Origin of the sequence: Gilliamella sp. Bif1-4 (assembly GCF_001690535.1) — a bacterium.
Lineage (GTDB): Bacteria > Pseudomonadota > Gammaproteobacteria > Enterobacterales > Orbaceae > Gilliamella > Gilliamella bombi.
The window spans coordinates 262,367-285,107 of sequence record NZ_LZHC01000010.1 but is presented as its reverse complement, the minus strand read 5'-3'; the positions used below and the strand labels follow the sequence as shown (position 1 = coordinate 285,107).

General features: G+C 33.3%; 15 protein-coding genes, 1 rRNA gene and 2 pseudogenes. 7 read left to right on the top strand and 11 right to left on the bottom strand.

Going from position 1 to position 22,741, the window contains the following annotated elements; all coding sequences use genetic code 11:
* Positions 1-436, bottom strand: a 16S ribosomal RNA gene (locus tag A9G25_RS01820); the annotation flags it as partial.
* A gap of 536 nt (positions 437-972) precedes the next feature.
* Entirely contained in the window at positions 973-2,043 is a 1,071-nt protein-coding gene (locus A9G25_RS01815) for an acyltransferase family protein (protein WP_065625478.1), read from the bottom strand.
* A gap of 1,310 nt (positions 2,044-3,353) precedes the next feature.
* Here A9G25_RS01815 and A9G25_RS01810 point away from each other — a divergent pair.
* The 6 genes from A9G25_RS01810 (at position 3,354) to A9G25_RS01795 (ending at position 10,439) form a co-directional block, all read left to right on the top strand.
* Positions 3,354-4,250 (top strand): DMT family transporter, encoded by an 897-nt coding sequence (locus A9G25_RS01810; protein ID WP_065625477.1) that lies wholly within the window; start codon positions 3,354-3,356, stop codon positions 4,248-4,250.
* A 221-nt stretch (positions 4,251-4,471) separates the two neighbouring features.
* A complete protein-coding gene (locus tag A9G25_RS12505; protein WP_176701054.1) occupies positions 4,472-4,765 on the top strand; it encodes an IS3 family transposase in 294 nt (97 codons plus the stop codon).
* Complete coding sequence (locus tag A9G25_RS13285; RefSeq protein ID WP_081297108.1) at positions 4,738-5,145, top strand: integrase core domain-containing protein; 408 nt, start codon at positions 4,738-4,740, stop codon at positions 5,143-5,145. The genes A9G25_RS12505 and A9G25_RS13285 overlap by 28 nt, the downstream gene beginning before the upstream one ends.
* 272 nt (positions 5,146-5,417) lie before the next feature.
* Positions 5,418-8,021 carry a bifunctional lysylphosphatidylglycerol flippase/synthetase MprF gene (mprF, locus tag A9G25_RS01805; RefSeq protein WP_065625476.1) on the top strand — a complete coding sequence of 868 codons (2,604 nt, stop codon included), beginning with the start codon at positions 5,418-5,420 and terminating at the stop codon, positions 8,019-8,021.
* 1 nt (position 8,022) lies between these two features.
* On the top strand, positions 8,023-9,303 hold the full coding sequence (locus A9G25_RS01800) for a virulence factor family protein (RefSeq protein ID WP_081297100.1): 1,281 nt from the start codon (positions 8,023-8,025) through the stop codon (positions 9,301-9,303).
* 446 nt (positions 9,304-9,749) lie between these two features.
* Positions 9,750-10,439: an HD domain-containing protein gene (locus tag A9G25_RS01795; RefSeq protein ID WP_065625475.1), complete on the top strand. Its 690-nt coding sequence runs from the start codon at positions 9,750-9,752 to the stop codon at positions 10,437-10,439.
* Positions 10,440-10,528: 89 nt separating this feature from the next.
* Here the strand turns inward: A9G25_RS01795 and A9G25_RS01790 are convergent, their stop codons facing one another.
* The 8 genes and pseudogenes from A9G25_RS01790 to nrdA all read right to left on the bottom strand — a co-directional run bounded on the left by A9G25_RS01790 (position 10,529) and on the right by nrdA (position 21,581).
* The gene (locus A9G25_RS01790) at positions 10,529-11,452 is read right to left on the bottom strand and encodes an AEC family transporter (protein ID WP_065609266.1); all 924 of its coding nucleotides are present in this window, start codon (positions 11,450-11,452) and stop codon (positions 10,529-10,531) included.
* 25 nt (positions 11,453-11,477) lie between these two features.
* A complete protein-coding gene (gene glnD / locus A9G25_RS01785; RefSeq protein WP_218057508.1) occupies positions 11,478-14,162 on the bottom strand; it encodes a bifunctional uridylyltransferase/uridylyl-removing protein GlnD in 2,685 nt (894 codons plus the stop codon).
* Positions 14,163-15,205: 1,043 nt separating this feature from the next.
* Entirely contained in the window at positions 15,206-16,558 is a 1,353-nt protein-coding gene (locus A9G25_RS01780; protein WP_065625474.1) for a hypothetical protein, read from the bottom strand.
* 237 nt (positions 16,559-16,795) lie between these two features.
* A pseudogene (locus A9G25_RS13280) lies at positions 16,796-17,033 on the bottom strand (integrase core domain-containing protein); the annotation flags it as partial.
* A 134-nt stretch (positions 17,034-17,167) separates the two neighbouring features.
* Positions 17,168-17,392 carry a hypothetical protein gene (locus A9G25_RS01775; RefSeq protein WP_065625473.1) on the bottom strand — a complete coding sequence of 75 codons (225 nt, stop codon included), beginning with the start codon at positions 17,390-17,392 and terminating at the stop codon, positions 17,168-17,170.
* 11 nt (positions 17,393-17,403) lie between these two features.
* Positions 17,404-17,622 carry a hypothetical protein gene (locus A9G25_RS01770; protein WP_065625472.1) on the bottom strand — a complete coding sequence of 73 codons (219 nt, stop codon included), beginning with the start codon at positions 17,620-17,622 and terminating at the stop codon, positions 17,404-17,406.
* A 394-nt stretch (positions 17,623-18,016) separates the two neighbouring features.
* The gene (gene nrdB / locus A9G25_RS01765; protein ID WP_065625493.1) at positions 18,017-19,147 is read right to left on the bottom strand and encodes a class Ia ribonucleoside-diphosphate reductase subunit beta; all 1,131 of its coding nucleotides are present in this window, start codon (positions 19,145-19,147) and stop codon (positions 18,017-18,019) included.
* Positions 19,148-19,292: 145 nt separating this feature from the next.
* Positions 19,293-21,581 carry a class 1a ribonucleoside-diphosphate reductase subunit alpha gene (nrdA, locus tag A9G25_RS01760; RefSeq protein ID WP_065625471.1) on the bottom strand — a complete coding sequence of 763 codons (2,289 nt, stop codon included), beginning with the start codon at positions 21,579-21,581 and terminating at the stop codon, positions 19,293-19,295.
* A 432-nt stretch (positions 21,582-22,013) separates the two neighbouring features.
* Between nrdA and A9G25_RS12205 the strand changes: the two are divergent.
* A pseudogene (locus A9G25_RS12205) lies at positions 22,014-22,292 on the top strand (transposase); the annotation flags it as partial.
* Here the strand turns inward: A9G25_RS12205 and A9G25_RS01755 are convergent.
* Positions 22,276-22,536 (bottom strand): GNAT family N-acetyltransferase, encoded by a 261-nt coding sequence (locus A9G25_RS01755; RefSeq protein ID WP_065625470.1) that lies wholly within the window; start codon positions 22,534-22,536, stop codon positions 22,276-22,278. The pseudogene A9G25_RS12205 and the gene A9G25_RS01755 overlap by 17 nt on opposite strands.
* Positions 22,537-22,741 lie beyond the last annotated feature (205 nt).

Sequence of the window (22,741 nt, the reverse complement as noted above, 5' to 3'; positions counted from 1 at the left end):
GAAAGTACTTTACAACCCGAAGGCCTTCTTCATACACGCGGCATGGCTGCATCAGGGTTCCCCCCATTGTGCAATATTCCCCACTGCTGCCTCCCGTAGGAGTCTGGACCGTGTCTCAGTTCCAGTGTGGCTGGTCATCCTCTCAGACCAGCTAGAGATCGTCGCCTTGGTGAGCCCTTACCCCACCAACTAGCTAATCCCATATGGGTTCATCAAATGGCGCATGGCCCTAAGGTCCCATGCTTTGGTCTCTCAACTTTATGCGGTATTAGCAGTCGTTTCCAACTGTTGTCCCCCTCCATTCGGCAGATCCCCATACCTTACTCACCCGTCCGCCACTCGTCATCAAGTGCAAGCACTCATGTTACCGTTCGACTTGCATGTGTTAAGCCTGCCGCCAGCGTTCAATCTGAGCCATGATCAAACTCTTCAATTTAAAGTTTGATGCTCAATAACTGTCTCTGACATATTCAAATGAATCTTCAGTGTCACTTATCAAGACTTTTATCTTTTAAGTCCGTAGACTTTTAATCTTTTGTCTCGCAAGTGCCCACACAGATTGTCTGTTTCTTCTTTTTAAAGAGCTAACAGCTTTTACTTCTTCATCAACCTTTCGTTGATTCAGTTCACTGTCTCAGGGGTTGCGTATACTACACCACACCTTTTTATTCGTCAAGATCTTTTTTTAAATTTTCGATCTCACTTAATCACTAACTTTCCGTCTGCTTGTCGCTGACTGCGTGTCAGTGGATGCGCATTATAGGGACTTAAAAATTTCGTGCAACTGTTAATTGCAATTTTTTTTTTCGTTTGCGTTTTATTTGTTCAAATCTATATGTTCAATACATGTGACATAAACAAAATAAACGCAATTTGCTATAGAAAAACAATTTATTAAATTAATTTATATTCTAAATATTAAATTTAATAAAAATATTTCAAAACACTAAGTCAATTAATAAATGATATTATCTAACGAATTGCACCAATAAGGTATTTTGCTTTATTTTTGAAAACTAGTGTTATTATTTTAGCAATGATGACACTTACGACTAAAGTAGACACTAAAAAGATTACAGCTCCCAATGATGCTAACCAACCATTGTCGGTTTTGATTACATAACCTAAAGGAGAAATATACAGTAGCTGTTCAAGTTCTAAAACAATAATTTCATGAATAAAATAGATAGGAAAACTAATATTTGCCATATAAGAAAAGAATTTATATAACTTCCCCTCATTCGTTTTATGATTCATTCCATCTAAAAAATAAAGCGCTAATATAAATAGAATGATTTTTTGTAATGTATCATAATAAAGTTTTTCTACACCTAAATGACTCATATAGCGATAAGCAAATGGAACAAAAAAACATAAACCCAAAAGGAACACAACTAAGAATAAATTATCTTTAACTGTTTTGATAATGATTTGATAATTTTGTTTTATCATCATGCCAATTAAATAAACTGGTCCATAATGCAACAAATTTAAAATAGGTTGAGTAAAATCAGGTTTAGTAAACACCACAACCCAAAACATAGCAATCAGACCAGCTACAATTAAATTCTTTTTCGACCAAAAATATAATAAAGGAGCCATTAAATAAATAATGATAATCATCGGGATAAACCACAATGGTAGCAGTTGTGTTCCCGTCAGCATCATCCTAACTATTGAACTAACAACACTAGTTTCAGTCGATGAAAACCAAGGTAAATTAGATAAATACTGATAATGAAAAAAAACAAAGCAAAAAATAGATACTGAAATATAAGGACAAACAACAGTTTTAAACTTTGATAAATAATAAGTTTTGGTATCAAATTTATAAGTTAGATGTTGAAATAAAAAACCAGCAATTAATACAAAAAAAGTAGTGAAATTAAAGGCAAATAAATTTAAAAAAGAAAATAAATAACTATTAGCAATTAAATGAGTATTTTTAAACACACCCAAACAGTGACTAAAAACAATCATTATAATTGCAACACCACGTAATACATGTATAGAATGAATTTTTTGCGGTTTATCTGTTACCATTTTAGATACTGTAAATAATGAAATAAACTAGCGTACATTATCACATTTCTATGTAACTGAAACTACAATTTACAAAAATAAATGTTTAAACAAATAAAAAATAAAATATCATTTAAAATTAATTAATTATAAACATCCTTCTGAATTGCCCCTGCAAATGAATTTGTGAATTCATCTATTTTGAACTACTCTAATGAGCAAAAACAAGTTAAATATGAAATGAATAAAAAGTAAGACAAATGGCAGCCGAGCTAGCTAAAAGCATAAAAACGTAGAAAGATTTAGGCAAATTAACGTGTTTTATGAACAAACTAGTGATTGATACCACATTAAATGAAGAAATAACCACGCTTCTAGGTCATGAAAAACACCAGAAAAACTAAGAAGTAACACATGTAACGGTTATAGCACAAAAAATGTTATAAGTGATGATGGCGAGTTAGAGCTCGCCATTTCACGATTATGCTCTTATCTTCTTTTTTTGTTCCACTTTCATTTAAAATCGATTAATTTGTTTATTTTTACATAATCACCAATTACAACTCCAACTTGTTTAATTGCTTCTTCCAACCCTTTATCCCACATATTTTTTGCTCCCTCCGTGATTATAACAACTACATAACTAGAATTAGATGTATAACTATCGCTGTTAATTTTAGGATAGCAATTCAATCATAATTTGAAGATTTAAAAATTTGTTAAAAACTTTCTGGTAACTATGTGTTTCAGTATAAAAATACAGCTTATAACAGATAAATTGGGAAATTTGCAGTATTATCATTTAGTAATTTGATTAAACTAAATGGATAAGATTGATGATTTTTATAAAAATTTAAAAATAATTTATATTAAAAATCATTGTGTTACTTTTTTTATCATTAAATATTAAAAAATATATGAAATTAAATTGAACTTTTCTCTAATTAGTTTGTCTATATTAACAGATTACGTTTTTCATTTTTTGCCTTCCATTCGAGTTTTCGGGTGGATTTTTTTTTGCCTGATATTTTTTCCATTTGCATATTTTGAAAAATCCTTTCTTCTTCCATTATCTATTAATAACTACTTGCTTTAGTTTTTTTGCTTATTTTGTTTGATATAATTTGCACTAATACGTATAGAAAGCTAGTATTGCTAGAATTTTAATTATTTAAATAGCGTCTTTTCTTTCGTTATCAAGTCTTCTTATAAATTATTTTAAATTGTTTTAAATTGTTTTAAATTTTTTTGAATACTACTATTTTTAATAAAAGATTGAGTAATGAGCTGTACTTTGATTGCGAAATAATTATGTGAGCAGAGAGATTATTATGTTATTTTCAAAAAGGACACAAGGGCACTTAATCGCATTAATGACAGTGTTTCTTTGGGGAGCAACATTTATTGCAACTAAAGTTTTATTGACGGATTTTAAACCAATAGAGATCTTGTCTTTTCGATTTGGACTTGGCTATCTAACCCTTTGGATCTTATCACCACGCTTTTTGGCTTGGCAGGGTGCTAAGCGAGAGTTTATGTTTTTATGTGCAGGGCTGTGTGGTGTAACTTGTTACTTTTTATGTGAAAATATTGCATTAACTTATACCACAGCTTCAAATGTTGGAGTAATTACCACCTTGGCTCCAATATTTACTGCAATACTATCTATTTTCTTTTTAAAAAACGAAACACCTCCTAAACGTTTTTATATCGGCTGTTCACTTGCAATTATTGGTGTTGGACTAATTAGCTTTAATGGTAAGTTTGTGCTTTCGTTAAATCCACTTGGTGATCTGCTTACTATGTTGGCTTGTTTATTTTGGGCTTGTTATTCGATTTTAACTAAAAAAAGTAGCAATTATGGTTACAATACTATTTTGTTAACAAGACGATTCTTTTTTTATGGTTTGATGTTAATGTTTCCAGTGTTATCTTTCTTCGACTTTGATTGGAATTTATCACGTTTTACCGATCCAGTTAACATTTTTAATTTTTTATTCTTGGGTGTTGGCGCCTCGGCTATTTGTTTTGCATCTTGGAACTATGCTGTTAAATTAATTGGTGCAGTTAAAATTAGTATTTATTTATATTTAGTTCCAATTCTTACTATTATTGCGGCCGTTATTATTTTAAACGAACCTTTTACTTGGATTGCTGCTATTGGAACATTATTTACGCTTTGTGGTGTGTTATTATCAGAAAGTGTAGTTAAGGTAACAAAAAAATAATTTTTTATTAAGTCGAACATATGAAAAGGAGCATTAGCTCCTTTCAGATTGATGACAAAGAACGCGCTTTTTGGCGCGTTCTTTGATCTAATAGAGAGGATTCCATTATAAGAGGAATTCTTCTATGCTAAAAAAACCAACTCCAGCGACACCAGAAAAAATAGAGCAAATCTCGTTAGATGCGCTTGTCCCTGAAAATCATCTTGTTACAGGATGATTCGGTGTTGAATGCTATCACAGACCGGCATTTACGCTGGGGCTTTCCTAAATACTTTAATCGTATCAGAAAGCTCGGCTATCAATGGAATCATAAACGGGTGTATCGGGTGTATTGTGAATTAAAGCTTAATCTCAGAGTAAAGCGTAAAAAACGCATTCCTCCACGATGCCCAAAAAAGCTATTGGTGCCTAATAAACAAGGTGAATGTTGGTCAATGGATTTTATGAGTGACAGTAGCCGTAATCAACGTCGAGGACATTCAATGTCATCGATGACTTTAATCGTGAGGCGTTAGGTATTGATATTGCAGTAAGCTTACCGGCAGGAAGGATTACCCGTTATTTAGATAAACTGGCCGAATATCATGGGTATCCATTAAAAATACGGGTCGATAATGGACCCGAATTTACAGGAAAAACCTTTATAAACTGGGCTAAATCACATCATATAACCATTGATTATATAAAGCCGGGTAGCCCTTATAAAAATGGCTATATTGAACGATTTAATCGTACCTATCGTACTGAAGTACTCGATTTATATCTTTTTAACAACTTAGCACAAGCAAGGAGAATAACCGAAGAATGGTTAACGATTTATAACACCGAAAGACCACATGAGGCATTAAATAACATGACACCGCTCGAATATAAAACATTAAAACAGGCAGCTTAATTTTCTACGTGAGTTGTGTACTAAGTTTGGGGGTATTTACATGCAGGATCTATTTGTTAGAAAGAGTGATACACACTTTTAATAAAAATGTAGCATTATCGGCAAATATTGAATGATCCAAATAATAGAAAACAAAAAATCACCAATAGAAAAACATTGAATGTAAATATTTTTTTATCTTTTTTTTATTTTCTTACGATTGTTTTCAGTAAAATGGAAAGGTAGAATGCGCGAATCAAAATATTATCAAAGCAAATATTGGAGTTGATTAAGTGAAAATATCAACGCGTAAAGTTTTGCCTTGGCAGTTAATAGAATACTTCACTCGTTATCGCCAGTTTATAGCTCTACTATTTGGTCTATCTATCTTTTTTATAGCGCTGATTGTGTGTTGGCACTTACTTAAGGCAATTAATGTCAATGAGTTAAAAAGAGCTATTCGTCACCTTTCGATGTCTACAATTTTATTTTCGTGTTTATCTGCCATTGGTAGTTATTTAATGTTGATCTGCTACGAATGGTCAGCTGCACGTTATGCAGGCGTCAAATTGAAACCTGCAATTATTGTTCTGGGCGGAATTTGTGCCTCAGCTATTGGTAATGCAATCGGATTGTCGGCATTATCTGGCGGTGCGGTGCGTTGTCGTCTCTATTTTAAACAAGGATTAACAACTATTGATGTTGCCAGAATGTCAATTTTTGTTACCTTATCATTAGGATTCACTTTACCACTATTAGCAGCGATTACCGCTTTAATTCATCCCAAAAATACGATGTTAGCTTTGCATTTATCAGCAAATAGTGTGTGGATAATTGCATGTAGCGTAATTTGCTTTTATGGTGTGCTATTTATCTTTTTGCAAAATAACCGATTAGCAGAAAAACCAAATAACAACACCCAATTATATCAATTATTTCGATGGTCTATCCGTCTTCCTAATCTTCGTTTAGCATCTTACCAATTTATTATTACTCTATTTGATGCCATTTTAGCTGGCGCAGTACTTTATTTTCTTTTACCAAAACACCCTGATTTTGCTACCTTTATTATGATCTATATTCTGGCGTTAGTAGCTGGAGTATTGAGTCATGTTCCTGGTGGTGTTGGTGTATTTGAAGCCATTATGTTAGCGGCATTTTCATCCGAAATTAATATAGCTTCATTAACCGTTGCATTAATCATTTATCGCATTATTTATATTTTAATCCCCCTTATTTTGGCAGCTATTTTGCTTTTAATAAACGAGGGAAAACATTTTTTAACTGCACCTCAAGTTAAAGAGACAGAAACAGGAATTGCAGCGCCCATCATGGCGGCAGCTGTATTTTTTGCCGGTGTGGTGATGATGTTTTCAAGTGTACTCCCTGGGTTTAATCACCATTTAGTCAGCACCTTTATCCCCAGTAAAATAGTCAATATTGCTCATCTAATTGCTAGTTTAATTGGCGTTTTATGCTTATTACTTGCGGTAGGAATAAGACGAAGACTCTATTTTGCATGGGGCATTTCAATTATTTTATTATTCTTAGGTAGTATCTGCTCGCTTTTACGCGGATTACATTGGATTGAAGCCTGTGTATTATTAATTATAGCGATATTATTAATCCATTTTAAGCATGCTTTCTATCGTAAAAGTCGATTAAGCATATTACCTTTTTCAATTAAATCCTTTGTCATCTGCTTTTGCATAATTGCGCTTTTCGTATGGCTAATTTTATTTATATATCAAGATATTCCTTATAGTCACGATTTATGGTGGCAATTTGAGTTAGACAGCCGAGTACCGCGTGCTCTTCGTGCCGCTTTAGGCAGCTTTATTTTGTTAAGCTTTATTATGTTGTTTTGGTTATTTCGCCCTGCGCCACCAATTCTAACTCAACCAGAACAAAAGGAGCTAAATAAAGCCTATCAAATCATTTTAGATTCAAAACAACCTGAAGGTGGGCTTGCCATGAGTGGCGATAAGTCATTACTTTTTAATGAATCACAAACAGCTTTTATAATGTATGCCAAACGAGGCAGAAGCATGGTTGCCCTTTATGATCCAATTGGAAACAGTACTGATCGTGCTAGTTTAATTTGGACTTTTCGAGATTTGTGTGATCAACATAATCTTCGTCCGGTTTTTTATCAAGTTAAAGCGGCAAATTTACCTTTTTATATGGATATTGGTCTTAGAACTATTAAGCTTGGTGAAGAAGCCTTAGTTAATTTAAAACAATTTGATTTAAGCTCAAAAGATTATAAAGATCTTCGCTACACTTGGAATCGTGGTCAACGAGATGGTCTATCTTTAGTATTTTATTCTCCAGGCACAGCACCACTTGATGAATTAAAAGCAGTTTCAGATGCGTGGTTAAAAAGCAAACACGCTAAAGAAAAGCAATTTTCGTTAGGATCTTTTTCCGAGCAATACTTGAACAATTTCACTATTGCGGCAATAAAATATGAAGGTCGTATTATTGCTTTTGTAAATCTGCTAGAAACAAATCAAAATTATAGTGCAAGCATTGATTTAATGCGTGTTGTCCAAGATATTCCTAAATTAACTATGGAGTTTTTAATGGTTGGGTTGATTTTACATTATCAACAAAAAGATTTTAAATTCTTCAGTTTAGGGATGGTTCCACTTGCAGGTATGCAAAGACGTCGAGGCGCTCCCATGATTCAAAGACTAGGTGCATTAGTTTTTAAACGGGGGGGACGTTTTTATAACTTCCAAGGATTACGTCGCTTTAAAGAGAAGTTTGCAACACACTGGGAGCCACGTTATATGGCGGCTCCCGCAGGACTTGATCCTTTAGTTGCAATCATTGATACCACCATGCTAATTTCAGGTGGAATAACGGGATTAAAAAAGAATAAGAGATCATAATATGAAAAAAATAATACACGGCATTTTGTTGTTAATTGTTATGATACTCATAGTACTATTAGGATTTGTTGGTTGGTATTTGATAAAAAACCAAGATAGTGCGTCAGTAAAAACGATAACAATCGAAAATGACTTTTCTATTATATCGGCAAAACCTAAACAAACAGCCGAAGCTGCGGCTATTATTGTCGCAACTAACAACAATCATTTTACAGAACAACAACTATTAAACTTATCTGAAAAAATGGGCGCCAAACTAGTTCAGTTTGAATTAAAACCGCAAGCAACTTGTGCTGAGCAAAAAAATCGCTTTAACCAAGCTGTAAACATATTAGGGGAGTCTAGTTTTGCTGTCGCAGGTATGAGAGAAGGTGCCACTTTTGCTTATCGATGGCTAGCAGAACAACAAAGTGATGATGCTAAAGCATTATCAATAGAATTCATATTAGATCATAAAGATTGTGATGATCCATTGCCAAGTCAAGCTAACCACGGAACGTGGCAAGTAATTTGGAATAATCCACCCGAAGAAAATGTTGCCGTATTCCCACGAGAACAGAAAAAGATTGCTGTCACCACAGGAATTGGCGAATACCAAACCTCACCTGTTGAGCTTTTAAGTTTGCATTTATCTTCAATTTTATTTGGTGATCATCAACATCTACCTGTTATTGAATTACCCGCAACGAGTAAAGAAGTTCATCCTAAAACCGTTACTCTTTATTATTCTGGCGATGGGGGCTGGCGTGACTTAGACAAAGTATCTGCTGAATATATGACTGCGCATGGTTATTCTGTCGTCGGTGTCGATGCTTTGAAACTGTTTTGGCAACACCGTTCTGTTGAGCGTAGTGCAAAAGATCTCGCCTATTTGATGCAACAATATCGCGAAAAATGGGGTACAACTCGTTTTGTGCTTACAGGCTATTCATTCGGTGGAGATATTTTACCTGCACTTTATAACCGGTTATCAACTACAGATCAAAATAGTGTTCAAGCGATTGTGATGATCGCATTTTCAAAAAATGCCAATTTTGAAATTGAAATCAGTGGTTGGCTTGGCCAAGCTGGTAATGAAATGAAAACAGGTCCAGAAGTCAATAACATACCAGCGAGTAAACTATTTTGTATTTATGGTGAAGAAGAGAAAGACGATACTGGATGTTTACAGCCAGAAATGAAAGGTGAAGCATTCAAATTACCCGGAGGCCATCATTTTGACGAAGATTATCAGCATTTAGGGCAAATTATCATGGATGCAATCGATAAAAGAATACAATAATTTCGATTAGTAATATCAAAATATTGCAAATTTATTAAATAAAAAGAAGCTAATGCTCCTTTCAGATTGATGACAAACCTTGATATAATTCGGGGTTTATTTTTTATTTAAATCATAAATAGGATTTTTAATTTGGATTTTATTAAATAAATTAAAAAATAGCCTAAAAAAAAACGTAACGAAAATTGTAAATACTCCATAGTTAGTACACAACTCACGTAGAAAATTACGCTGCCTATTTTAGTGTTTATGTGCAGTGAGCGTTATGTTATTTAATACCTTATGTAGATATTTCATATAAAAATATAGTAAGGCTATCTATTTAGCCTAAATTGATATGGATTTACTATATTAAATAACGCATTTGCTAATTATTTAGCAATGCAGACATAAAATTTTTATGTCTTTATCATTCTATCTTTATTTAATTGGTTGAGTAAAACGGGATGAACGAATTATCAAATACCTTCTTAACAAAGGAACAACAAAAACTTGTTTTGGATGTTCAATCTTTTGTTAAACAGAAACTATCCAATGATTTTTCTGGTCATGATATGGCGCACATTGAACGTGTTGTAAAGTTAGCAAAAAAGATTTTACAGCATGAACCAAAAGCGAACGGTTTTATTGTGATTGTTAGCGCTTATTTACATGATGTGATTGATGAAAAAGTGGTTGCTGATGTGAGTCAAGCAATAATGGAATTGCGTGATTATTTAACGTCTCTAACACTTACCGACACCGAAATTAAGATGATTTTTGCTATCATCGAGAATATGTCATATCGAAAAAATCTTAATCAGAAAAAAGAATTATCACTAGAAGGACAGATCGTACAAGATGCCGATCGTTTAGATGCATTGGGTGCAATTGGTATTGCTCGCACCTTTTATTATGGCGGTAATAAGCATAATATTATGTACGATCCTAATATTTCACCACGAACTTCACTGGATGAAAATAATTATAAACATCCTAATACCGTTATTAATCATTTTTATGAAAAACTTTTTTTACTTAAAGATATGATGAATACCTCCATAGCAAAAAAGCTAGCCGAGCCAAGACATCATTTTTTAGTTCAGTTTGTTAAACAATTTGAAAAAGAATGGCAAGGAGAGGATTATTCTTACTGAAAATTAGTTTATCGATAATAGTTAGAGTATGAATAATTAACTTTTGAAAAATTTGTATAACACCTGCCTCCTTTAGGAGACAAGCTTTACTAAAATGGAATTGGTGTTCCAACTAATCCAAGTACAATAGGAAGAGTGATCAAGCTTAATAAAGTACTGAGCAAGGTCGCACTTGATACCAGTTCTGGATGAGTATCAAATTGTACTGACATTAATGTGGTATTGGCGGCACTTGGCATTGCAGCAAGGACAATTAAAACTTGTTTATAAACAGGCTCAATTGGCATAAAGTAAACCATACAAAATGCCACAATTGGTGAAATCACCATACGTGCAAGTAAGGCAAATGAGATTTTAGGATAATCAAGCTGAGTAAGTTTTATTTTTGCCAATTGCATGCCCAAAATAATCATGATCACTACAATTGATGCGTCACCGATCATTCCGATTGAAGTCATAATCGATTTAGATAAAGGGATGTGGCACAATTGGAAAATAATACCTAAAAAAGCGCCATACGCTACAGGCATGCGAATAACTTTATTAATAACATCTTTTTGATTAACAATATCACTATGAGCGCTACCTTTAGCCGCATAGTAAATGCCGACAGTGCTCATTACAAACTGTTGTAATACCATCATTATTACGCCAAGATCAAAGCCAACTGCTCCAAAAAAGATTAATAGTACAGGAGTACCATAGTTACCATTGTTCATAAAACAGGAACTCAAAATCATTGCACAGCGCTCTTTAACTGAATACTTCATGAGTATCGACCAAATTGAGACAATAATGACTAATGAAAAGCATAAACCAAAGACATAACCAATATAAAATAGATAATCTGTGGTTAAAGTATGAGTATAAAACGTTTTAAATGCCAAAAAAGGCGATAGCACATAAAGAGACATTTTCGATAGGTTGGCGACATCAAATTTTAAGGCTTTTTGTGCGATAAAACCTACAATAAAGATACAAAAAATAGGAAATAAAATAATAAAAAATTGCATAAGTTATATCTTTTGGTTAATTAAATTAATTCATTGAATTAAAAGCTATAATGATTGATTCTCGAAGTTTTTGACATGTTTCGTCATCAAGTGCTTGGTTGTTTTTATCTGTTAGAATAAACAGATCTTCAATATGTTCGCCGATAGTTGCTATTTTAGCGCTACGTAATGATAAATCTAAATTAGCAAATATTTCACCCACACAAGCCAGCAATCCCGGTCTATCAAGTGCTATGAGCTTCATATAGGTTTGGCTGTCATTAAAGGCTGAAAGAAAGTTAACCTGAGTCGGCACTGAAAACGATCTCAATCGTTGTTTCGGTGGTTTTATGGTGACAGGTTTGTAAACAGGTTGTTGTAGTGCTTTATCAAGTGCATTTACTAGACCTTGGTTTCGATCTTCTTGTACTGTTTGTCCATTAGGCTCTAATACGATAAATGTATCGAGTGCAAATCCTTTTTTATTCGTAATGATAAGTGCATCATGAATAGTTAAATTATGCATATTTAGCGTATTACACACAGTTGCAAATAGATAAGGTCTATCTGGCGAATAAATAAAAAGCTCACTACCACCATGAGATGGATTTGGATTTATGGCTACTAATGTTTTGCTCAAGTCATGTTGCAATAAAATTTTTGCATGCCATACAATTTGTTCGGTTGTATAACGGACAAAGTAGTCAATGCGATAATTTTGCCAAAGCTCTTTAATAATTTGTTCATCATAATTTTGTTTAACTAAAATGGTTAATGCCTCTTGCTTATTTTTACGTGCAACACTTCGCTGTTCGGGTATTTGATGTGTACCAGAGTCAAAGGAACTTGCTGCACTAAGATAGAGTTCGCGCATTAAACTTTGTTTCCAATTATTCCAAAGCGTTTCGTTTGTAGCACAAACATCAGCTACTGTTAGGCATAACAAATACTGTAAGCGACGCTTACTTTTGACCAATTGAACAAATTCTCCAATTACCGCTGGGTCTTGTAAGTCTCTGCTTTGAGCGGTAACAGACATCAGTAAGTGATAACGTACTAGCCAGCAAATTAAATCAGTATCTTTGGTTTCGAGTTCGTGTAGTTGACAAAATTTTTCAACTAAATGAGCGCCAATTTCCGAGTGATCGCCATGTTGGCCTTTGCCAATATCATGAAATAGACCAGCAATTACCAATAATTCGAGTTTAGGTAATTTAGCAAAGACTTTTGCACTATTAGGATGTTTTTGTTTGCCACTTTCGGTTTTAAGACTATCAATTTCAAGCAGCAAGCGGATGGTATGTTCATCAACAGTGTAAGCATGGAACAGATCAAATTGCATCATACCAGATATATACTTCCAACCCGGTATATAGACAGAAAGTATACCGTATTTATGCATTGGTAAAATGGCTTTATTAATTGCATCTGAGTGCTTGATAATCGACATAAAAAACGCTCTTGCTTTTGCATCTTCACAAAGTAAAGTGGTTAGTGTGCGCCGAGCGGAACGTAATTGTCTAATTGTATTAGAATACAGTCCTATAACTTGAGGATTGAACAAAATAGTGTGAAAAAGCTGCATAATCATGACGGGATCTTTTTTGAAAATGTCATTATCTTTTACATCAATTAGGTTGTCTCGAACTTGAAAATATTCGTCAATATCACAAGGTTTGTTATGTGGATTATGTTCAAGTATAGATTCATAAAACAGTTGTAATAACATTTGATTAAGTTCAGTAATATTGTGAGCAACACGATAATAATCATGCATCATCTTCTCAACAGGAACATTACCTTCGCCTTGATAACCTAACATGTTAGCAATGCTTAACTGACGATCAAATAACAAACGATTATCATAACGAGTTATGACACAATGAAGCGCAAAACGTATTCTCCATAAAAATTTACGACAAGTTTTAAAGTCTTCAATATCTTCAGGGGTTAAGTAGTTGAAATCAGATATTTTTTGTAGAAATTCGCCACCAAAGTGACGAATCGCTATCCATTGAATAATTTGCATATCTCGCAATCCACCCGGACTATTTTTCAAATCAGGCTCTAGGTTATAAGAGGTGCTGTGATATTGCTTATGACGTTCATGTTGTTCTTGTATTTTTGCTTTATAAAAAGCACGAGACGGCCAGATTTTATCGCTAAAAATTTGCTTGTGTAGTTCATCTAATAGTAATTGATTGCCAGAAATAAGCCTTGATTCAATCAAATTAGTCATTATGGTGATATCGTTTTTTGCTTCTTGTAGGCAGATTCTTAATGTTCTAACACTATGCCCTATATCTAAATGCAAATCCCATAACAAGCGAACTAAATCACTGATCTGTTTTTCTATCGCTTTAGTCAACGGATAATCACTTAAAATTAAAATATCAATATCTGACAGTGGGTGTAATTCCGCTCGACCATAACCACCAACAGCAACCAAAGCGATACGATTACGTTTAAAGAATGAAGAAACATGTTTAGGTATTTGATAAAAAAGCCATAATCGCTCAAGTAAACGGTCAATAAATTGACTGCGTAAATGCACTAATGTATCAATATCAGCTTGTTGTTCAAACTGAACCATGGACCATTGTTGAAACTCTTCAAGTTGTTGTTTTAGATATGTAATATTTATCTGTTCATCATTGAAATTAAGTGGAGAGACAGGATAACACAAATGCGTTTTAGTCATAGCTATATTATCAATATCAAGACAATTCAATAACTATATCGTTACCCGATTTTAAATGGCTGTCAAGCTACGGTTATAAGAAAACAAATTATTAGTGATTGATATTAACAATAAAAAAGGAACAATAATTTGTTCCTTTTGTAAAAAAGTTTCAGGTAAGTATGTGTTTGAGTATAAAATTATAAATTAAAATCGCTTAAAACTTGAATTTATAAGGGCTATACATACCTTTTTGTGATAATGAGCAGAATTTATCAGCCGCCGGTGTAAATTCGACTAATTTTTCCACATTGGTATATTACCAAGTCATGTTGGTTTTATTATTAATGTTTAAAAAATCAAATTCATCTCCATCATTATCATAATATTGGACTGTATTGGGCTGTTTAATTGGTGCTATTTTAATTTTACCTTTGAATGGGTAGGTGGTTTGAAGAGGTATATTTTTGAGTTCAGCACCATAATAATTTTGACCATCAACAATTAAACCAAATAATTCTAGATCGTCTATATGTTTTTCAACTTCTAATGATAAAGAAGGGGCGTGCTATGAATAACTTACGCTGTTGCAACGATTAGATAAGCGTAACTTATTGGTGAAATTTGCAATAATAGTATTAAGTTGAAAGCTGTTTTAGATTTTTTTAATTTTAATTTGATTCACTTTTATGTTTCTTTCATCACTAATTTATATTTACATAAAATCAATTCTTTATAATTTATAGTATTAAACTCAATTTTTAATTAATAGCATGATAATGTATTTTTAAAGTACTAAACAATTTAGTATGATTAATTATAATACAGACAATAGATTTTGTAGATCAATATCATTTGCAATGATCGCCCATTCCTTTTTTGGTAAATTATTATTCAATTAATAGTAAAATTTTTGTTATTAATGATGTGTGATGAGTGAAATTGTGTATAAAAGCTCAAGCCACAGCACAATTAGTTGTGTTGTAGCTTGTGTTTTAAATACAAGCTAATGTAGGAAATAAAAAGGTAAATATTGAATCAAAAGACGAATATTTGAATGCTATTAAATCTTTTAGAGGGTTGAATTAAGGTATTTATTTAATAGCAGTGCAAATACCATTTTTAGATTCACCTTCTCCTCGGCAGTGATATATAGCATTGTAAGTGTGTAAATCACAATATTCTCTTTCATCCACATCATATAACCATAGGCGCTTATAAGAATTACTTTGGTTTGGTGCAGCTGCCCAAGAGTTAGGATAAGCATTTTGGTTTGGATCACCCCATTCACCTAATAATGTGCCTATTTCTCGAGTGAATCTTGCATTTCTACCTTTTGGGGCATTGCTTACTTCATTTGCATGGCTTATACGATAATTGCCATCTAAATTTTTGCACCCTGAAACTATATCTTCTGCACTTCCTCTATTGGCTCTTGGTTGACCAATTAGGTTTTTATCCCAGCCACTGAACCATTTGGTAATAGTAAATGGATACTCAATAGTCTTGCCAGTAATTTTATTTTTTCCTTGAATGATAACTGTATACCCGTTATCAGAATTCATAATAAGGTTCCAAGCCATTTCAGTGTTCATCGCATCTACGGTGTTAAACATGACTGTCACTGTATCAGTATTACTAGAAATAGTCACAAGTTTATCCCCTTTTATGATCTTCCAAATGTAATTTTGGGCAAGTCCATTTTTTGCTAATAGAAGATCAAATTTTGCACCATAAAAAGCTGTTGTCGGGAAATTTCTGCTTGCATCAATATTAGATTGAGTTAAGAAACCATAATTTTTATCCCATTCATTTCTTGCACTAACTGCTGCTTGTGAGGGAGCAAGCTCAGGTTTCGCATAACATATACCAGAGTCTTCCAATATGGTATAAATTTTTGACGGGTGAGTGCGGATATTGCCATTTGGATATTCATTAACTTTAGGTTCACCATACTTTGAAAATAATGTTAAATCAGCGAATATTTTTACTTTATAAGGTCCTAATTGCCCTTTCTGCGTTAATGAACAAAACGTATCTTTGTCTGTTGGTGTAAATTCGACTAATTGGTTTGATGAACTTGTGTAATACCAGATCATTTCTGCTTTTTCTTTTATGGCAAGATAATCTAGTTCATCACCATCAACATCTGTATATTGCTCATTATTTGGTTGTTTTAGTGGGGCTAGCTTTATGTGGTTTTTAAATGGGTAGCTAATGGGTAATATAGCATTGCCCATTTCATTACCATAATAATTCTTATTATCAATTGTTAAACCAAACAGGCCAAAATCATCAATATGCTCCTCAATTTTGTCGGATAATCGAGGTTTACTTCCTTCAATTGTATGGACTGTTTGGGTAGACAAAATGGCATAACTAGTTGTAAATTGCAGTAGGTATATTGTACACACAATTGTTTTAATATTTTTTTTAGCTATATTCATTATTATTTTTTCCATTATTTCTATTTAAAACAATCATTGTGGCTTTAATTTTAATTAAGATTTTTGGTTTAAAGTTTGGATAAAGGATTGTTTAGCATAGGCGCTTTATTTTATATAAACAAATCGTTTGATACGATCAATTCAGGTTCTGTTAATAGTCTACGCCTATTTATAGGAATTTTATTTATCGCTGATATCTTTTATTTTTCGATAGCTAATATGTAGGAAAACGCCGAATTATTTACACTTCATGATTAAAATAATCTCTAAAAACTCATAAGGCGTTTTTCCTGAAATTACTTTATGCGGTTTAACAGTATTATAAAAATTAATAAAGCGTTTGAGCTTTTGTTTTCTCTCTTTTGAATCGTTAAATATTTGCTAATTATGCCACATCTCAATTCAAAGTTCGTATCACTCTTTCAGCTTTCCCATTCGTTTGTGGGCAGGCGGATTTGGTGAATTTTTGATTGATACATTAGTTATAATTTGAAGTTGCTTAAATTGTTCTCGTTGATTTTGCATCAATTTGTTCCACTAACTATAGGCGTAGTTCAGATTTTTGTGGCGCAACTTGCATATTATCAGAAACAATACTATTGTTTTATATTATTTTTGTGTATTTGCCTTTTGCAGTATTATTTCAAACCCATCAGGGTTGAATGGTAAGTCATCATAAAGCTGAGGGTCATTTTGGTCTTTAACCTCGTCAGTGGTCAATAATACATTGCCTTGATTATCCAGATATTGATTTTTGACATCACCATCTGCGGATATTTCAATATGGTTAATTTTAATACCTTGCTGATTAAATCTTTCTAATACGGCGAACACGGTCTTCTTTTTTAACTGTTTAAATGTTCTAATTGTGCTGCCTTCGGCATTTTACTATTATCATCCAGACCGCGTTCAAACAACGAATCCGTAAATAACATATGGGCTTTTTTTACATCTATCATTAATTTATTGTAAGGATAGGGCTCGGGTAAATCCTTTTCAAAATCAAAGATGTCTTCAGGCTCCCTATTTTTCGTTTTTATAACTTGACCTGATTTATTAAGCATTTGATTTTCTGCGTGTATTAGGGACTGGTTATGATGAATAACATGAAAGGTATTTTTGAAGGATCTCAGCTATAACTTTTATGAAGAATATTGATTTTATTTTGATTTTTGTAGTGATTGGTGAATGATTTTGTGGATGCTTTATTTTTGTCTTCCTTGGCATAATAATGGCTGAACATCAACACAATAATATTGATATCTCCGATTATTGCGAAATCAGGCTTCTTTGGGAAAAGGTCGTTGGAATATAAAGGTTTTATCAAAATCTTTACCCGATATAGTGTTATTATCAAGCAAAAGTTTATTATTTGGAATAGCACTGATATTTTAAGGAGCAGTAATATGCTCCTTTTGTCAAGATATTTCTGGTTAATTATATGTTTTAATGTAAAAATTATAATTTGAAATCACTTAAATCATCTTCATTAATTTCAGAATCAATTTGTCCAACTAAATATGAGCTCATTTCGGCTTCTTGCGGTGCTACTTGCACATTATCAGAAACAAGCCAGTTATTGATCCATGGGATTGGATTGGATTTAGCTTCAAAGGGTAATTTTAGCCCGACCGCTTGCATACGAATGTTCGTTATATACTCGACATATTGGCATAATATATCTTTATTTAAACCAATCATTGAGCCGCCCTCAAACAGGTATTCGGCCCATTGTTTTTCTTGATTAGCGGCTTGTAAAAATAGGTTATAACAATCTTGTTCACACTCTTTGGCAATTTCAGACATTTCGGGATCATCTTCACCACTGCGTAGTGTGTTGATCATAAACTGAGTGCCTGTTAAATGCAGCGCTTCGTCACGGGCAATAAGTTTTATGATTTTGGCATTCCCTTCCATTAGTTCTCGTTCAGCAAAAGCAAATGAGCAAGCAAAACTAACATAGAAGCGAATAGCCTCAAGTGCATTGACACTCATTAAACATAAGTAAAGTTTCTTTTTAAGTTCACGTAAATTAATGCAAACAGTGCGATTATTGATGTTATGTTCACCTTCACCAAATAAATTATAGTAACTTGCATAGCTAATAAGATCATCATAATAACCTGCAATGTCACCAGCACGTTTTTGAATTTCTTTATTAATGACAATATCATCAAAAACCACAGATGGATCGTTAACGATATTACGAATGATATGAGTATATGAACGAGAATGAATGGTTTCAGAAAACGACCAAGTTTCTACCCATGTTTCCAATTCAGGTATTGAAATAAGTGGCAGTAAAGCAACATTAGGGCTACGGCCTTGGATGGAATCAAGCAGAGTTTGATATTTTAAATTGCTGATAAAAATATGTTTTTCATGCTCTGGTAACGCAGCATAATCAATACGGTCTTGTGAAATATCGACTTCTTCTGGGCGCCAAAAAAAAGAAAGTTGTTTTTCAATTAGCTTTTCAAACATCTCATATTTTTGTTGATCATAACGCGCAACATTCACTGATTGTCCAAGGAACATTGGTTCTTTAAGCTGGTCGTTATGCACTTGCGAAAAGGTACTGTAATTCATACTCATAAAAGAACTCCTACTCATTTACTGTTGCTTTTACCGCTTCCTTTTGACAGTGTAAAAGGCAAGTTGAATGGGGAAATTACTAGTTTTCCCCCGATAAAAAATTGAATTTTAGCGTGTAGCTATTTAGTTTTAATCAAGGTTAAATTTTGCAAGCGCCACCTTCACAGCCATCATCCGAATGGGTTGTTGAAACAATATCACCTTGAATATCTTCAGCGCCATCGCGTGTATTATGATAATAGAGTGTTTTTACGCCAAATTTATAAGCAGTCAATAAGTCTGATAATAGCTGTTTCATGGGTACTTTATTATTTGGGAACTTAGCTGGGTCATAATTAGTATTAGCAGAAATTGATTGATCAATAAATTTCTGCATGATGCCAACTAATTGTAAATAACCAGTGTTATTTGGAATTTGCCAAAGTAATTCGTAAAAATTTTTCAGATGGTTATACTCAGGAACCACTTGTTTTAAAATACCATCTTTTGATGCTTTTACACTAATAAAACCACGTGGTGGTTCAATACCATTTGTTGCATTGGAAATTTGTGACGAAGTTTCTGATGGCATTAATGCCGATAATGTCGAATTACGAAGTCCATAGGTTTTAATTGATGCTCGTAGTGATTCCCAGTCATAGTGTAACGGCTCTTTAGTAATGGTATCTAAATCTTTTTTATAAGTATCAATAGGTAAAATACCTTGCGAATATGTGGTTTGACTAAATAATGGGCAAGCACCCTTTTCTTTAGCTAGATTATTCGATGCTTTTAGCAAATAGTATTGCATGGCTTCAAAGGTACGGTGAGTTAAATTGTTGGCACTGCCATCGGAATATTTAACCCCATGTTTTGCTAAATAATAGGCATAGTTAATAACACCAATACCTAATGTGCGACGATTTAATGAAGAATGACGAGCTGCAGGTACAGGATAATTTTGGTAATCAAGTAGTGAATCAAGAGCGCGTACCGCTAAATCGGCTAACTCTTCAAAGTCATCTAGAGATTCTATTTTACCTAAATTAAAGGCTGATAATGTGCAAAGGGCAATTTCGCCATGTTCATCATTAACGTTATTAAGCGGTTTTGTTGGCAGTGCAATTTCCATACATAAATTAGATTGATGAACAGGTGCTAATTGAGCATTAAATGGGCTGTGAGTATTACAGTGATCGACATTTTGGATATAAATACGCCCAGTTGATGCGCGCTCTTGCATTAATAATGCAAAGAGTTCAACGGCTTTAACTTCGCGTTTGCGAATATTTGGATCTTGTTCATATTGTTTATAAAGTGTTTCAAATTTATCTTGATCGGCAAAGAAGGCATCATAAAGTCCAGGAACGTCCGATGGGCTAAATAGAGTAATATTTTCGTTTTTGATTAAACGTTGATACATTAATTTATTGATTTGTACGCCATAGTCTAAATGACGAACACGATTTTCTTCAACACCACGGTTGTTACGTAATACTAATAAACTTTCAACTTCTAAATGCCAGAGAGGATAGAAAACAGTTGCTGCACCTCCTCGCACACCACCTTGCGAACAAGATTTAACCGCTGTTTGGAAATATTTATAAAATGGAATACATCCTGTATGAAAAGCTTCACCGCCACGAATTGAGCTTCCTAACGCACGAATTCGCCCAGCATTAACCCCAATTCCTGCTCGTTGTGATACATATTTAACAATAGCGCTTGCTGTGGCGTTAATAGAATCTAAACTATCATCACACTCAATTAACACACAAGAACTAAACTGTCGGGTAGGAGTACGAACCCCCGCCATAATTGGTGTTGGTAGCGAAATTTTGAAAGTTGAAATGGCATCATAAAAGCGTTTGATATAAATAAGGCGTGTATCTTTAGGATAATTAGCAAAAAGGCAAGCTGCAACTAGAATATATAAAAACTGCGCACTTTCATAAATCTCGCCAGTGACGCGATTTTGTACTAGATATTTTCCTTCAAGCTGTTTAACTGCGGCATACGAAAAAGACATATCTCGCCAGTGATCGATAATCTTATCCATTTGTTCAAACTCTTCTTGCGTATAATCTTCAAGCAAGTGTTTATCATAAAGTTCGTTATCAACCAATTTTTTAACGTGTTCGTAAAGTGAAGGTGGTGTAAATTGATTAAAGGCTTTTTTACGTAAATGAAAGATTGCTAATCGTGCGGCTAAATATTGATAGTCTGGCGCTTCTTGTGAGATCAGATCGGCAGCAGCACGAATAATTGTCTCATGAATATCCGATGTACGAATGCCATCATAAAATTGAATATGTGAACGTAATTCAACCTGAGAAACAGAAACATTTTCTAATCCTTCAGCTGCCCATGTAATAACACGGTGGATTTTATCAAGGTTTATTGGTTCTTCCTTTCCATCTCGTTTGGTAACGAGTATTGATTTATTCATTCTTTCATTCCAATGTTAAAGTATATTTTTAATTATGATAATTGATATTTATTAAAATATACAATATGTAGTACCTATTAATTGAATTTGTCACTATATGTAGTATTATTAATCAATAATGCAAATTTATTAATTAAAATCAAACGTTATTGATTTAAATAGCTAAAGTTTATTTTTCCATAAAAAATGAAAGGAAGAACTTATGCAAGTTACTATCGTGCTGTCGATATCATTTAATTGATTATCGACAAAATAAAAATTTGTGTAAAGCGATAATAAAAGATTTGGAAGCGATTTATCAGGTCATAATAGAACAGCAAGCACAAGTATTAATGCATTTTGAGTCTACTTGGGATCAAAAATAGGGCTATATTAGCCAGTCGTGGCGTATAAGAACTAGGAAAACCTAAGCATCTTGTGCTTACCCACTGGATATTCACAAAGCGAAGTTACCCCACCAATGCAATAGAGTCTGTAAACAGTGTTATTCGCCATACCATCAAGAAATGTAAAGTTTTCCCGATCGATAACTCAGTTAAAAAAGTCATTTATTTGGCAATACAACACGCTTGTGAAAAATGGACTATACCAATCCGAAACTGGAAAAGTGCTATAAGTCGGTTCATTATAAAATTTGGGGACAGAATACCGTCACCTTTAATGGGTAAATACACAAAATTTAGGATAGTGCCTTTTAATCTAATTTTCTAGCCAATTTCTTAATAGCAAACGAGCAAATAGGAATAATCTCACGCTTTTCTTGCTGTAATTTTTCTACTACAAGGTCTAATAAATTATCAGCAATACCCTGACCTCGATACGCAGAATCAACGTAAGTATGATTAATAGTAGCTTTATCCTTTCCGACTCTTGTGAAAGTCATTTCAGCTATTTCTTTATTATTAGCATCACAAGCATAAAAACGATCATTGCCTTCTAAAAAATGTAGTGACATAAAATCACCAATATAACAGTGTAATTAGTTTACTGCGGTTTACATCCATACTCGATAGATAAAAACTCTTTTGTTATTAAAAGAAGCCTATTCCATATCGACTAATTTTAAAGGAGTTAGCAGATAAACAAATAGGTGACGGTTATAAAATATCACTTTCAACAGCTCACCTATTAATTAAACAATCAGATATTTATCTAATACT

Coding starts and splice junctions, on each gene's coding strand:
- A9G25_RS01815 (WP_065625478.1), bottom strand. CDS start 2,043: ATGGTAACAGATAAACCGCAAAAAATTCATTCTATACATGTATTACGT.
- A9G25_RS01810 (WP_065625477.1), top strand. CDS start 3,354: ATGTTATTTTCAAAAAGGACACAAGGGCACTTAATCGCATTAATGACA.
- A9G25_RS01800 (WP_081297100.1), top strand. CDS start 8,023: ATGAAAAAAATAATACACGGCATTTTGTTGTTAATTGTTATGATACTC.
- A9G25_RS01795 (WP_065625475.1), top strand. CDS start 9,750: ATGAACGAATTATCAAATACCTTCTTAACAAAGGAACAACAAAAACTT.
- A9G25_RS01790 (WP_065609266.1), bottom strand. CDS start 11,452: ATGCAATTTTTTATTATTTTATTTCCTATTTTTTGTATCTTTATTGTA.
- A9G25_RS01780 (WP_065625474.1), bottom strand. CDS start 16,558: ATGAATATAGCTAAAAAAAATATTAAAACAATTGTGTGTACAATATAC.
- A9G25_RS01770 (WP_065625472.1), bottom strand. CDS start 17,622: ATGCTTAATAAATCAGGTCAAGTTATAAAAACGAAAAATAGGGAGCCT.
- nrdB (WP_065625493.1), bottom strand. CDS start 19,147: ATGAATTACAGTACCTTTTCGCAAGTGCATAACGACCAGCTTAAAGAA.
- nrdA (WP_065625471.1), bottom strand. CDS start 21,581: ATGAATAAATCAATACTCGTTACCAAACGAGATGGAAAGGAAGAACCA.
- A9G25_RS01755 (WP_065625470.1), bottom strand. CDS start 22,536: ATGTCACTACATTTTTTAGAAGGCAATGATCGTTTTTATGCTTGTGAT.